General features: G+C 32.4%; 14 protein-coding genes. 10 read left to right on the top strand and 4 right to left on the bottom strand.

Going from position 1 to position 14,176, the window contains the following annotated elements:
- On the top strand, positions 1-1,029 hold the full coding sequence (locus ACOOWA_RS11690; protein WP_421375412.1) for a hypothetical protein: 1,029 nt from the start codon (positions 1-3) through the stop codon (positions 1,027-1,029).
- On the opposite strand, the gene ACOOWA_RS11695 is transcribed toward ACOOWA_RS11690, so the two are convergent.
- The 3 genes from ACOOWA_RS11695 to ACOOWA_RS11705 all read right to left on the bottom strand — a co-directional run bounded on the left by ACOOWA_RS11695 (position 1,022) and on the right by ACOOWA_RS11705 (position 4,082).
- Complete coding sequence (locus ACOOWA_RS11695; protein WP_421375414.1) at positions 1,022-2,497, bottom strand: lipopolysaccharide biosynthesis protein; 1,476 nt, start codon at positions 2,495-2,497, stop codon at positions 1,022-1,024. The genes ACOOWA_RS11690 and ACOOWA_RS11695 overlap by 8 nt on opposite strands.
- Positions 2,498-2,506: 9 nt before the next feature.
- On the bottom strand, positions 2,507-3,301 hold the full coding sequence (locus tag ACOOWA_RS11700) for an FkbM family methyltransferase (protein ID WP_421375415.1): 795 nt from the start codon (positions 3,299-3,301) through the stop codon (positions 2,507-2,509).
- A 103-nt stretch (positions 3,302-3,404) separates the two neighbouring features.
- Positions 3,405-4,082, bottom strand: coding sequence for a DUF2461 domain-containing protein (locus tag ACOOWA_RS11705; protein ID WP_421375417.1), 678 nt, complete (start codon positions 4,080-4,082; stop codon positions 3,405-3,407).
- Between the two features lie 272 nt (positions 4,083-4,354).
- On the opposite strand from ACOOWA_RS11705, the gene ACOOWA_RS11710 reads away from it, so the two are divergent.
- The 3 genes from ACOOWA_RS11710 to ACOOWA_RS11720 all read left to right on the top strand — a co-directional run bounded on the left by ACOOWA_RS11710 (position 4,355) and on the right by ACOOWA_RS11720 (position 8,026).
- Complete coding sequence (locus tag ACOOWA_RS11710; protein ID WP_421375418.1) at positions 4,355-6,070, top strand: DEAD/DEAH box helicase; 1,716 nt, start codon at positions 4,355-4,357, stop codon at positions 6,068-6,070.
- Between the two features lie 159 nt (positions 6,071-6,229).
- Positions 6,230-6,868: a DUF47 domain-containing protein gene (locus ACOOWA_RS11715; RefSeq protein WP_074229593.1), complete on the top strand. Its 639-nt coding sequence runs from the start codon at positions 6,230-6,232 to the stop codon at positions 6,866-6,868.
- Between the two features lie 15 nt (positions 6,869-6,883).
- The gene (locus ACOOWA_RS11720) at positions 6,884-8,026 is read left to right on the top strand and encodes an inorganic phosphate transporter (protein WP_421375419.1); all 1,143 of its coding nucleotides are present in this window, start codon (positions 6,884-6,886) and stop codon (positions 8,024-8,026) included.
- A gap of 130 nt (positions 8,027-8,156) precedes the next feature.
- Here ACOOWA_RS11720 and ACOOWA_RS11725 read toward each other — a convergent pair whose 3' ends face one another.
- Complete coding sequence (locus ACOOWA_RS11725; protein WP_421375421.1) at positions 8,157-8,567, bottom strand: helix-turn-helix domain-containing protein; 411 nt, start codon at positions 8,565-8,567, stop codon at positions 8,157-8,159.
- A 163-nt stretch (positions 8,568-8,730) separates the two neighbouring features.
- On the opposite strand from ACOOWA_RS11725, the gene ACOOWA_RS11730 reads away from it, so the two are divergent.
- The 6 genes from ACOOWA_RS11730 to ACOOWA_RS11755 all read left to right on the top strand — a co-directional run bounded on the left by ACOOWA_RS11730 (position 8,731) and on the right by ACOOWA_RS11755 (position 14,175).
- Positions 8,731-10,047, top strand: coding sequence for a hypothetical protein (locus ACOOWA_RS11730; protein ID WP_421375422.1), 1,317 nt, complete (start codon positions 8,731-8,733; stop codon positions 10,045-10,047).
- A gap of 10 nt (positions 10,048-10,057) precedes the next feature.
- Positions 10,058-10,588, top strand: a complete 531-nt coding sequence (locus tag ACOOWA_RS11735; protein WP_421375423.1) for a DUF6705 family protein — start codon at positions 10,058-10,060, stop codon at positions 10,586-10,588.
- Between the two features lie 10 nt (positions 10,589-10,598).
- Positions 10,599-11,198: a hypothetical protein gene (locus ACOOWA_RS11740; protein ID WP_421375425.1), complete on the top strand. Its 600-nt coding sequence runs from the start codon at positions 10,599-10,601 to the stop codon at positions 11,196-11,198.
- 433 nt (positions 11,199-11,631) lie between these two features.
- Positions 11,632-12,603 (top strand): polyprenyl synthetase family protein, encoded by a 972-nt coding sequence (locus ACOOWA_RS11745; RefSeq protein WP_421375427.1) that lies wholly within the window; start codon positions 11,632-11,634, stop codon positions 12,601-12,603.
- Positions 12,604-12,695: 92 nt separating this feature from the next.
- A complete protein-coding gene (locus ACOOWA_RS11750; protein ID WP_421375429.1) occupies positions 12,696-13,655 on the top strand; it encodes a GSCFA domain-containing protein in 960 nt (319 codons plus the stop codon).
- On the top strand, positions 13,648-14,175 hold the full coding sequence (locus ACOOWA_RS11755; RefSeq protein WP_421375431.1) for a DUF4269 domain-containing protein: 528 nt from the start codon (positions 13,648-13,650) through the stop codon (positions 14,173-14,175). Before ACOOWA_RS11750 ends, ACOOWA_RS11755 begins: the two co-directional genes overlap by 8 nt.
- Position 14,176: the final 1 nt, after the last annotated feature.

The following is a 14,176-nucleotide window of genomic DNA, read 5'->3' on the forward strand; positions in this document are numbered from 1 at the left end:
TTGAAAAAAATAGCCTACATCGAAATTGATACTCACGCAGAAATTGCTGCAGATTTTATGGATTTAATGGAAGATTCAAAAGAGTTTTCTGTGGATTATTATTTTTCCGGGAAGATCAAAAAACAGATTGCCGGATGTCACGAAAATGTTTTTTTATCGGATAATCTGATGATTTTAGATCAGTTAGAAACCAAGAAATACGATTTAATTATTATAGGAACCGTTCACCGCTATTTCAATACTTTTTTTAATATCACCCAGAGATATAAAACAGCAGTCATTGCTCATAATCTTAATTTCTCAAAAGCGTCTAAATTAGATTTAATTAAAAATATTTTCAAGGAAGATGTTATTTATCGCTTGAAATTATGGTGGAAAGAAGGTTTGTTTAATTCTTCAGAAGTTTATAGAAATGCAAGTCAGCTTTTGGTTTTGGATAAAGGACTTTCATCATCAGAACATCAGTTTCTGCCACTTTTTTATGCGAAAGAATTTCAGCAGAATAAAAATGAAAGCTTAAAGGTTGTAATTCCGGGTGGAGTTTCTCAAAAAAGACGTGATTACAGCCATGTTTTGAATATAATTTCAAAATCTGAAGGTGCTGAAAACATTGAATTTATATTGCTTGGAAAGGCAAAAGGTGAGGAGCTTGAAAATATCAAAAAAGTTGCTGAACAATTTAATCTAAAATACTTCACAGAAAGAGTTTCGCAGGAAGATTTTGAAATGTGGATGAAAAAAGCGGATGTTCTCTGGTGCCCGATTCAGCGGAAAACAGAGTTTTTTAGCCTGGAAGAAATTTATGGCAAAACCAAAATGACCGGAAATATCGGCGATGCCATTAAGTTTGGTAAAGTCGCGGTTTTTCCTGAAAACTATTCTTCAAATCTCGAGTTTGTAATTCCTGAAAAAGAGAATGTTATTCAACAGTTTGAAGAGTTGGAAGATTTTAAGTTTGATTTTCAAAAAGATTACAGTAAAAAAATGATTCTTGAGAATTTAGAAAAATTGCTAGCTCAACTTATTTGAATTTAAGAATACTTTTGATGAATTTCAGATTAATATACTGCTCGACCGGAAAGATTTTGGTGAAATGATTTCCAATGAAAATCAGCAGTAAAACAACGGCTGGTTTGTAAATTAAATTGATGAAATTATTATCAAAAACCGGCAAAACAATCGCAACAGTAATCGCCAAAGTACAGATAATGGATACAAAAATCATTTCAATAGAAAAAGGTGAAACTTTAAACACGAAATAATTAAATACAACTTTTATCAGATTGTAAATGGTCACAGAAATTGCTGTTGATAAAGCAATTCCAATCAAAGAAAGGTCTGTGTGATGGATGAAATACCAATTCAGCCCGATCGTTAATCCCGCCAATAAAAGCATGACGATGATGTTGAATTTGTAATATTTTGAAAGTGAAATAATATTTCCATTAAATCCGGTTGCTAAATCCATTAAAACCGCAGAACCCCAAATCCAGATTACAGGCTCATACATTCTCAGTAAATCTCCTTTATTAGGCATAAAATGAGTCAGGTAAGGAAATCCGACCATAATGCATCCGAATAAAACAGCTCCTAAAAAATAGATTGTTAATGATGTTTTTTTGTGGAATCTGTCGAGTTCCAGCATATCACCATCGGCTAAATTTTTTCTGATTAATGGGGCAGAAATATTAAATAATCCCAATTGTGGAATAGAAATCAACGAAATTAAAGCCAATAAAATGCTATAAACTGCGATTTCTTCTTCACCAATAAATTCACCAATCATGTAATTATTGATTGCCATGTGATTTCCGAAAGTTCCTAAAAATCCAAAAAAGCTGTATGCCGCAAATTCTTTATAAAAATTGTTTTGTTTGAAGTAATCTCTGCTGAAATCAAGGTTTACTTTTTCAAGTTTGTTGGTGTAATAAATATATCCTGAAAGCATTAAAGCAAACATTCCGAAGAAAAAAGCCAATGCAATCTGCTCTGAAAACTGAAAATAAAAGAACAGGCAAAATGCACCGAGATTGGCTAATTTCGGTAAAAGATTATCGAAAATATTAGAAACAACAATTCTTTTATAGTTGGAAATGTATTTATTAAAAATGGCACACAATGACAGCGTTAAAACAAGCGGAAGAATGTATTTTTTGCTCTCCCAGATTTTCATTTTTGTAAAATCCGGAAAAAAATACGGAATGAGAAAAAAGATCACAAGAAAAACAAGAAAGTTGAAAGAAACTACTGCCAAAGAAAGCGATAACATATTTTGATGTTTATCGTCTTCGTGCGCTCTTCCGAAAAACTTTACATTAGAATACGAAATTCCCAAAACAACAAAAGGAACCAGCATTTCTGCAGCAGACATTATGTATCTCAATGTTCCGTAAAAGAAAAGATCGTTTGTGAAAATAAAAATCGAGAACATCCCGATCAATGTCGCAACGTATCCTACAACCGAATATTTAAAACCCTGCCTTGCAACTACACTCATACCTAGATTTTACAGATTTTTGGGAAGGAAAATAATATTGTTAATGTATTCGGTTTTATTTTTTTCGTCGCTGATGTTTTTTAATAAAATTTCTTCAGTAAGCTTTTCGGGTATAAAAGTTTTCCGGTTTAAATAATTGGCTTCAAAACCCCAGCTTTCAATTTCGGAAATTTCATTCCAAATTGGTTTTTCGTGGTGTCTCTGCTCCATTTCAACCATTAAGGTTGGCTTAAATTTTTGAATGGTTTCTTTCCCTCCGAAAAGAGTTTTCATTTCATTTCCCTCTACATCAATTTTAATGAAATCAATCTTGATAACCTTCTTAGATTTCGTCCAGTCATCCAGTTTTACAACGTCTACCGTTTCGGTGTAGCTGTTTTCTTCGTCTTTTTCTTTGTAAGAAGTATTGAGTGTTCCTCGTGAAGCGACCATTTTTCCTTTAATAATCGGAACTTTAAATTGTGCTGTTGTATTTTCGTCAGAAAGTGCCACAGAAGAAATATTCATCAACGGAAAAAGTCTTTTCAGTCGGATGTTGAGCTTTTTATTAGGCTCAAAAGCATAAATGTTTTTATGGTTCAGCTTGTTTTCAAACTGATAAAGAAAAGTTCCTACGTTAGCTCCGATGTCGAAAATTACGGCGTCATTTTGTAAATATTCTTTAATCCAAACCAATTCCGGCTCTACATTTCGTCCTGAAAAATTTTCTTTCGTAAGGTTTTTTAAACTTTTAAAATACCTCTGTTTGTAAAAACTTGGACTGATGTACTGTAGCTTTTCGGCTAATTGTTGGTATAAAGACATGTGTGATTGTTTGACGACCAGCAAAGGTAATGAAAAATGTTAAATTGTTGTTAAAAAAGAGTAATTATAATGCCTTGATTATCAATGTGAAATTGCCTTTCGTCTAGTTTTGAGTATTTGAAATTGGGGTATCCAGAAAATCATTCAAAGGTTTTCCTGCTTCAAATATTTTTGACACATTTTTCACTGCGTTTTTATCCATTAAGTCTTTATTCGTCATATTATGAACTCCGATGAAGCTTTTCAGTTTTAAAAATTCTGCCATCGGATCTTCTTTCTCAAAACCTTGCGGAACGTTTTTCAGTTTGTGTTCCGGATCAAGTTCACCATAATATTTTTTAAAATCTTTATCCTCAATAGTTGTAAGAAAATCGTTTTTAAATAAAGAAATTTCTTTTCTGATTTCTTTTAAGATAGGAGCATCGGGTAAATAAATTCCGCTTGCTAAAAAAGATTTTCCGGATTCTATATGTAAATAAAAACCCGATTTTGAATTCATTTTTCCCATTCCCAAAGAGGTCCCGAAATAGGTTTTATAGGGAGTTTTATCTTTTGAAAATCTGGTATCACGATAAATTCTGAGTAAAGATTTTTTGGCATCTAACTTTAACATATTTTCATCAAATTTTCCCATTTCAGCAATGAGTGCTTCCACAAAATCCTGAAAATCTGATTGCGCTTCCAGGAAAAGACTTTTATTTTCATTAAACCACTCTCTATTGTTATTTTTCTCGATCAGTTTTAGAAAATCGAATATTTTTGCTGAAATCTGTGATGCCATATCATTTATTTTACTCAAATGTAGATAATATTTTTGTAAATAGGTGTTGCAAAATTTTTAATCATTCATAAGTATTGCTGTAGAAAACAGCTGATCCCGTAATTTTAATTAATGTTGAAAAATTTTTAAATTAAAAATAAAAAAGGTGTGGTTTTTTTGTTTAAATATAAAAATGATTATGTTTTTCTAAAATAAAATTATCAATTCGTTAATATTATATAATTGAGTATTCGGAAAAAAGTTATATCTTTGCAAAAATTTTATAATATTTAATGAATTTATTTACGGAGTCCAATTTAAGTCCTGATATTCTTAAGGCCATTGGCGAACTGGGTTACGAAAGCCCGACAGAAATCCAAAAACAGACTATCCCTTTCATTCTTTCAGATATACGCGATCTAATCGCACTTGCGCAGACAGGGACAGGCAAAACAGCAGCATTTTCGCTTCCGATTTTGGATATGATTGACGATACGAGTCGCAAAATCCAATTTTTGGTGCTTTGTCCGACACGAGAATTATGTCTTCAAATTTCAAAAGACATTAAAAATTACACGAAGTACATGCCGAACATTAAATCGACAGCGGTTTATGGAGGAAGCAGTATTGTGGATCAAATGCGTTCTTTAAAGGAAAAACCGCAAATTATTGTAGGTACTCCGGGAAGAGTTATTGATTTAATTAACAGAAAAGCATTAGACTTTTCAGCAATTCACTGGTTGGTTTTAGACGAAGCAGATGAGATGCTTTCTATGGGTTTCAAAGACGAATTGGAAACAATTATGAAAGAAACTCCGGAAACAAAACAGACTTTCTTGTTCTCAGCAACGATGAGCAAAGAAGTAGAGAGAATTTCTAAAAATTATTTAACAAACCCTCACAGAATTTCTGTCGGTTCTATTAATGAAGTTAAGAAGAACATCAAACACGAATATTATGTAGCGGGTTACCGTAATAAAAAAGAGGCTTTGAAGAGATTGATCGATTCAAATCCTAACCAGTATTCAATTATTTTCTGCAGAACCAGAATGGAAACTCAGGAAGTTGCCGATTTCCTGATGCAGAATGGTTATGCTGCAGATGCCCTTCATGGTGATCTTTCTCAAGCGCAGAGAGATACGGTAATGAAGAAATTCAGACTGAAAAATATTGATATATTGGTAGCAACAGATGTTGCAGCAAGAGGTTTGGATGTTGATTCATTAACTCATGTTATCCATTTCTCTTTACCGGATGATCCTGAAGTATTTGTTCACAGAAGTGGTAGAACAGGTAGAGCAGGTAAAGATGGTATCTCAATGTCTTTGATTAAGCCTGAAGAAAGCAGAAAGCTAAAGCAGATAAAAGCGACAACGAAAATTGATATCGTTGAAAAGAAAATTCCTACAGGTGACGAAGTGATTTCGGCTCAGGTGAAAGGTGTTTTTGAAAATCTTATGACAGAGCACGAAAATATCTTTGAATTTGATCAAAGTCTTGTTCCTGATCTAAGTAATTTCACCAAAGAAGAATTGGTTGTACAGTTGCTGCAGTTCCAGTTAAAAGATATGGCTTTGTATTACAAAGACAGACAGGATTTACTGGAGCAGAAAATGAGCAATAGAGATGATGACAGAGGTGGAAGAGATCGTGACAGAGGTAGAGACCGTGACAGAGGAAGAGATCGTGACAGAGGACCGAGAGGTGACCGTGAAGGAAGAGGAGAGAGAGGTAGAAGCGGTGGTAAACCAAGACAGAGAGATGAAAACATGACCAGATTTTTCTTCAACCTTGGTAAAAAAGACCAATTGAAAAAACTGGATGTTTTGGAAATTATCAACAAAGCAACTTCGAGCAAAGGGAACAAGAGAGCCGAAATCGGTAATATTGAAATCCTTGAAAAATTCTCATTCTTTGAGATTGAAAAATCTTATAAAAATGAGCTTTTAGGTAACATTTCTTCAATGAAATTCAAAGGAAAAGACATGAGAGCTGAAGAAGCGAACTAATCTTATTCTTACAACATAATAAAGCCGGCGATTTTGCCGGCTTTTTTGTGATTTTATGTGAACAAATATTACCTCAATGTGAACAAAAATTAACGCGGGAAGCTTTTTGGTAAGATGCTTTTTTAAGAAATTTGCACACGAATTTATAAATACTATAAAATGGGCATTGGTAATATTTTCCACGCTTTTCAACCGAAAGATAAAATCTTCTTTGTGCTTTTCGAAAAAGTTACAGATAACCTGGTTGCTATGTCAAACGATTTTAATCACGGAATCAAAGATTTTGATCTTAATGACGATTCTATGTTGAAATTAATGAGCGACTATGAGCACAAAAATGATGAACTTACTCACGAGATTTTCGTTGAATTGGGGAAAAACTTCATTACACCTTTCGATCGTGAAGATATTCACACTTTAGCAACAGGATTAGATGATATCGCAGATTATATCTATGCTTCTGCAAAGTATATTTTCCTTTACAAATCTCCTTTGATGAAAGCGTACGCAGATTTTTCATTATTGATTCATAAAGCTTGCCTTGAGATTCAGAATGCGATGAAAAACCTTAAAGGTTTCAAAAATATGGAGCAGGTAAAAGAAGCTTGTATCAAAGTAAACTCTATTGAAAACATTGCAGATGATCTTCTTTCAAATTCTATGGTAGAATTGTTTGAAACCAATGATGCCATCAATATCATCAAAATTTCATCAGTATTAAATTATCTTGAAGTAGTAACAGATAAAGCAGAAGATGTTGCCAATACGATTGAGAACATCATGATTAAATACGCATAAAACAATATAACAAAAATGGAATTTCCTATTTTACTTACGGTTATTATTGCTTTAGCTTTAATCTTCGATTATATCAACGGTTTTCATGATGCGGCAAACTCAATTGCAACAATTGTTTCTACTAAAGTTCTTACGCCATTTCAGGCAGTGCTTTGGGCAGCACTTTGGAATTTTGCAGCATTCTTTATCGCTGTTTATATCATCGGAGAATTTAAAATCGGTAATACGATTGCAAAAACCGTAAACGAAAACTTTATTACCCTTGAAGTAATATTTTCAGGTCTTATTGCAGCCATTGCATGGAATCTTTTGACATGGTGGTTTGGTATTCCTTCATCATCATCTCATACCTTAATTGGTGGATTTTTAGGAGCAGCTCTTATGCACGCTTTTCTGATGGATTATCGTGAAGTTGTGGCAGCTCAGCCAGATTTGGGTGCATTTGCTACAATAAAAGAAGCGATAATGAAAGTCACAACGCAGGATGTTGTAAAATTTGGCAAAGTAATCCCAATCTTCTTATTTATATTTTTGGCACCGGTTATCGGGATGGTTATCTCAATTATCATCACCTTAATTATTGTGCATCTTTATAAAAAATCAAATCCTTATAAAGCAGACAAGGCATTTAAAAAACTGCAATTGGTTTCTTCGGCTTTATTTAGCTTGGGACATGGTTTGAATGATGCTCAGAAAGTAATGGGAATTATTGGTGCGGCTATAATTTATTATCATGTAAATATGCTCGCAGACCAGGATTATTTAAGAATTGCAGCAGCAGATCGTTTTAATCATTTCTCAAAAGATTATATGTGGGTTCCTCTGGTTTCTTTCATTGCCATTGCATTGGGAACAATGAGTGGAGGTTGGAAAATCATTAAAACAATGGGTACTAAAATTACAAAAGTAACTCCATTGGAGGGGGTAAGTGCTGAAACAGCAGGGGCAATTACGCTTTTCATTACCGATCACTTTGGTATTCCGGTTTCTACTACGCACACTATTACAGGTTCAATTATCGGAGTTGGTCTTACAAAAAGAATCTCTGCAGTACGTTGGGGAATCACCGTAAGTTTACTTTGGGCATGGGTTTTAACGATTCCTATCTCGGCAATTGTGGCAGGAATTACTTATTTAGCCATCACTTATTTAACGTAATTATAACTTCTTTCTAAAAGATTATTACACTACATAAAAAAGATACTGACGTTTTACTAAAAACGTCTGTATCTTTTTGTTAAAACGTCCGCACGTTTTTATGAAAGATGCGTATCTTTTAAATAGGTTATTATTTCGATGAATTCAATAGTCTTTCGATCAGCTTATTCTGCATTTCCATAAGTTGACTTATTTGTTCCTGTTGCTTTGATAATTGATTCTGATTTTGAACGAAATTTTCTAATAAATTTTCAGAAACTGTATTATGTATCGTTATTGTACTGTTATGCATATTACCAACTGCTGAGTTGTGATTGTCCGCAATATTTTGAACAACTTGATCATCTAAAAAATATTGTGGCTCTACTTTAAATAATTCAGCAACTTTCTGCATAAAGAGGAAATCTATTTTCTCTACAACACCATTTTCTAATTTGCTGAGATAGCTTTGGGAAATATCCAGCTGGAAAGCCATATCTTCCTGTGAAATATTTTTCTGTTCTCTGAGTTTCTTTATTTTAAAGCCGATACTGTTATTCATTAGTGCTGAATTTTAAACGTAAAGATACTGTTTTTTCGAATGATATTGTATTCCGGATGGAATAGCGTTTTATTCTTTTTGGAATTGTTGGGACATAATTTATTTTACATTTTTGTTATTCAGAAATAAATAATATATTTAACTCTTTAAAAAACAAATGAAAATGAAGAAAAATCTATTTCTCAGGCTTTGCCTGATTCTTATGGTGACACTGTCACTTTACTCCTGTATTCATGATGAAATCATTTCATCATCAGATTCTGCTTCTACGGAATATGTCAACAAAAGCCTCTGGAAGCAAGACGAAAAGTACATTAAAAATGTAATGAAAGTCTATGCCGAAAATGAAGCAGAGATTAAAAAAGTAAACGGCATCCCTTACTGGAACTTTGCAACTACAGTAGACAGCTTTGATGAAAGCTATGTAGCAATACCTGTAGTAAACAACGAAAAAGTAGTTTCTGTACTGAAAGTACCGAGACACGGAAAAAACATCTATTTTTACTACACCAATGAAGAGGGCGATCTTAATTTCTTTCAAGGATTGGTTTTTGCTAAAACGAAAAAAGCAGGAACACCCGATGGTTCTATGGCTCAGACAGACGGGATGGCGTGTACCAGACAATGGATATCGATGTGGTTTCCTGATAATGAACAATTCCCTACACCAGAGACCGGATCGGGGCATTGGGAAAGTGTATCTGTGGTGAAATGTAAATCAATAAAAGACGAATGTGTAGGCGTTGTCAATGAATTTGGAATTTGTGAAGGTGATACCGGTGATGATGGTGGCTATCCTTATCCTGGAGGAGGAGGAGGTGAAGCACCACAAGAAGAGGAGGAAACACCTTGTGAGAAGCTTACTAAAATAGGTAAATCATCAGATACGAAATCTTACATGAATACACTGAAAGGTAAAACTAATGATACGAAAGAGCATGGGTATGTTTTAGCTGAAGCCGGAGGAACTGTTTATGATTATCCTGTACAGGGAGAAGATGGCAAGGCAGGAATTACTTTCACTCTAGGAGTCGGAGATAAAATAGATGGATATATCCACAGTCATTACACCGGATTATTATCGATATTTTCTCCTGATGATATGTTTTCTATCGCAATATTTCTCAAAAATAACGCTATCAAAAATTTAGATACATTTGTAATAGGTGTAGTAACAGCTTCGGGAACACAGTACATGATGGTAATAGATGATTCAACGAAGTTCCAAACATTTGCTAATGGTTTATTTACAGGTAATAGTTTTTACCAAGATGCATTAGATAATTATTCATTAATGTATAATGATTTCTTTAAAATAACTCCATCCAATTCCGCAGCAGAAAATGAAAGAAGTTTTTTAAACTATATCGAAACCAGCGGGAGCGGGTTAAAGGTTTTGAAAGGTTCTTCGGATATGCAAAACTGGCAATCTCTACAATTAGATCAAAATAACAATGTTGTACCAACTAACTGTAATTAAAAACAATAAAATGAAAAATATAATATTCTTAATTTTCGCATTATTTATGATCAATATCAATGCTCAAAATACTTTGCCTCAACCAGGAGATAATATTTTAGATCCTAATGCAGATAAATTCATGGGGACATGGAAATGGGAAAATGGAAATAGCAGTTTCACATTAATTATGCATAAAGAGAATGTTTTGGTACCCTTCCCCGATAATGTGCATGCGGATTGGGTTATAGGGTTTCATAAATTCATAAATAATGGATCTATTATTGAAGATTTTAGTATGTTTTCTAATACAAATTTTAATGATAAGAAAAAAAGCATTGTTGCTAAATCAAAAAATGGTTTTCCAAATATATTACACGGATATATGCAACATAAATCAAAAAATAAATCTGTTGAGTTTGAAATTGAATATATAGATTCTACCCATATAAAACTGTTAAGTTTAAAAAACAAGCCTGGAACAAAAGTAACAATTCAGGGACAACCTGCTTTTGACTGGAGTATATCATTACCACAGAATATTATTTTAACAAAACAATAAAACTATTATTTTGAAAATTAAATTTCACTATCAGTATTGTTTTTTATTCTGTTTTTTTTCAATTTTTTTGTTTTCGCAAAAAGTTGATATATACAATGATGTTTCTATAATTGGAAAAACTTCTGTATCTGGAGAAAAAAATATTTACAAATACATTCGAAATAATAATGAATATATCGCTTTTAGGTTAAAAAGAGATAGTGTCTCTAAGTTGTATAATTATGATGGTGAAGTAATTTCTATAAAAAAAGATTTCGATACTATAAAGATTATAAACCCAAAAGACAAAAAACTCCATGCAGATTTTGAAAGACTAAAAAAAATAGAAGAAAAATATACTTATTATCATAAAGATTCAATCTTTCTTACAAATGCACAAAAACGTAAATATCAAAGATTACTTAATAAAATAAATTCCACATCAGAAAACAATCTTAAGATAAAGCTAAAGAATGAATTTACTGTAACAATAGACGGCACAGCATATACTTTTAATTTGTCAATTATAAATGTAAAAAAATCAATTGGTATTTATGGTCTTACTAAAAAAGAATATCCGCTTCTATATAACTTTTTAATATTTACAAAAAAATATTTTCTGAAAAAATAATCGAACGAAGAATTCAAAAGATTAATATTTATAGAAAATAAATCTGTCAAGTTTGAAATAGAATATGTTGCTTCTATTCATATCAATTTTAAGTTTAAAGAATCCGTCTCACAACCACCAAGTGAGGCGGATTCTTTTAATTCGTCTAAAGCATTTCCTAAAATCCCTTCGACGATTATACCAAAAGCTCCCGTCGATTTAGACAAGTCCTCGAGAGCTTTTAGAAAATGCAGGCTTGCATTTTTAAAAAGCTAAGTAACCATTTTTGAAAAGCACGCCTGCATTTTAAAATTGCTTAGTTAGCTTTTTTTTAAATTAAAATTATTAAGAAAAATATTGTGCTTGAAACTGATAAAATTTTGTCGAAACGGACAAAGTTTTTTGTTTTAAAACCCCTCAGAAAATCGTATTTTTGTTCAAACTATTAGATTTTATGGAATTTTTAGACACCTACCAACAGATTGTTGCTGATGCCATTACCAAATATACTTTTAAAGATAAACCTACGGAACTGTATCAACCGATGAACTACATCATTTCACACGGTGGAAAACGTCTCCGCCCGATAATGGTTTTAATGGCTTGTGATTTATTTGGTGGCGATTTGAAAGAAGCAATTAAGCCTGCTTTGGCAATAGAATTTTTCCATAATTTCACGCTGATTCATGATGATATTATGGATGAAGCGCCTTTGAGAAGAAACAAACCAACAATTCATACCATTCATGGTCTCAATACAGGAATTCTTTCGGGAGATGGTCTAATGTTGAAAGCATATAAGTTTTTCGAAGATTTAGAGCCTGAAATCTTTAAAGCTTGTATCAGAATTTTCACACATACTGGTTTGCTTTTATGTGAAGGTCAGCAATATGACATCAATTTTGAAACTCAGGAGAATGTGACTTTTGATGATTATATCAGAATGATTACTTACAAAACAGGAGTTTTAAGTGCATCTTCATTTGAAATCGGAGCTATGATTGCTAAGGCTCAGTTTAAGGATGCAAAAGCAATTTTCAATTTCGGAAAACATATTGGTATTGCTTTCCAGATTATGGATGATTATCTGGATGTTTTCGGTGATCAGGCTCAGTTTGGTAAAAAACATGCAGGAGATATTTATGAAAACAAAAAAACCGTTCTTTATCTTTTGGCAAGAGAACACGGAACGGATGAAGAGCGTAAAGAATTAGATTATTGGTATTCTAAAAAGACGGACAATATTGATAAAGTTTATGGCGTTGAAAAAATCTTCAGACGAACAAAAGTTGACGAAAAAGCATTGCGTCTGATTGAATCTCACAACGAGATCGGACAAAGCTATTTATCTAAAATTGATGTTCCCGAAGAGAGAAAAAAACCTTTTTCTGAACTGGCAAACTATTTATTGAGAAGAGAGTCTTAATTTGACAATTCGGCAATTTGAAAATTTGAAAACGAATAAGACGGGTTTTTAGATTTTAAATTGGCACATTCTCAAATTTTCAAATTGATTTAATGAAATTTCGTACTGAAGTTGACATCAGACCGTCGCAGAAAAAAATAGAGATTGGAGATAAAATATTTTCAATCGGTTCTTGTTTTGCTTCGGAAATGTCAGATTTATTTCAGAAAGGTCAGCTTCAGACGGTAAATAATCCTTTTGGAACGATTTTTAATCCGTTCTCTATTAATAATTCAGTTAAAAGACTCCACGATTCGGAATTTTATCATGAAGATGAGCTGATTACCTATCACGATGAGTTCATTTCTCTGGATCATCATTCAAGTTTTGACACGAGATATATTCATCAGACTTTAGATAAAATCAATTCAAAATTAGAAGAAGGAAACGGTTTTTTACAGGATGCAAACTGGATAATTATTACCTACGGAACTTCATTTATTTATGAATTTGAACCTAAGAAAAAACTTGTTGCCAATTGCCACAAAATTCCACAAACGTTCTTTGAAAAAAGACTGTTGACGAATCAGGAATTGACAGATTCTATTTACAATACGATTATTAATCTAAAAGATATTTGTAAAGACGATTTGCAGATTCTTTTCACTGTTTCGCCGGTTCGCCACACCAAAGATGGAATGATTGAAAATCAATTAAGCAAATCTAAACTGATTTCTTCGGTGCATGAAGTGATTTCTCAGTTTAAATACTGCCATTATCTTCCGATTTATGAGATTTTAATGGATGATTTGCGGGATTACAGATTTTATAAAGATGATTTGATTCATCCGAATTCTCAGGCAGTCAATTATATTTTTGAGAAATTTGGTGAAGCTTATTTTTCTGATGACACGAAAGATTTTATTAAAGAAAATTTTAAAATTAATAAAGCTTTAGAACATCGAACTGATGATGAAAAAGATCCGAAATTTATAGAATTTAAAGAAAAATTAAGTCAAAGAATTGAAGCTCAGCGACAGAAAGTAAAGCATAAAATATTTTCAAATGACTGATTTTACAAAACTTGATTATCTGAAAGTAGGAAATGAGAGACAAAAAAGAGCTTATGAAGTTATTGCAAAATATAGAATTTTTCATGTTTTAGAATCTTATTCATCAATTCTTGCAGGAACTATTCCTATTGAGATTGATATTGAAGGGTGCGATTTGGATATAATCTGTGAACTGGATTTTAAATTTGAGGAAGATTTTTTAGATGATATCGCATTTAGTAAAATGATTCCATTAGGAGCAGATGTAAAAGTTGAATATCCAATAATTAATGGTGAAAAATCTGTTACTATAAATTTTATGTTAGAAGAATTTCCCATTGAAATTTTTGCACAAAATAAACCGACTATACAACAGAATGCTTATCTCCATATGATTGCCGAATACAAAATATTACAGGAAAAAGGAGAAAAATTTAAACAAAAAATAATAGATCTTAAGAAACAGGGAATTAAAACCGAGGCGGCTTTCGGAATGCTTTTGAACTTAGAAAATCCTTATGAAGATCTCTTGAAATTTTAAA

Source organism: Chryseobacterium sp. GP-SGM7 (assembly GCF_049166575.1).
Classification (GTDB): domain Bacteria; phylum Bacteroidota; class Bacteroidia; order Flavobacteriales; family Weeksellaceae; genus Chryseobacterium.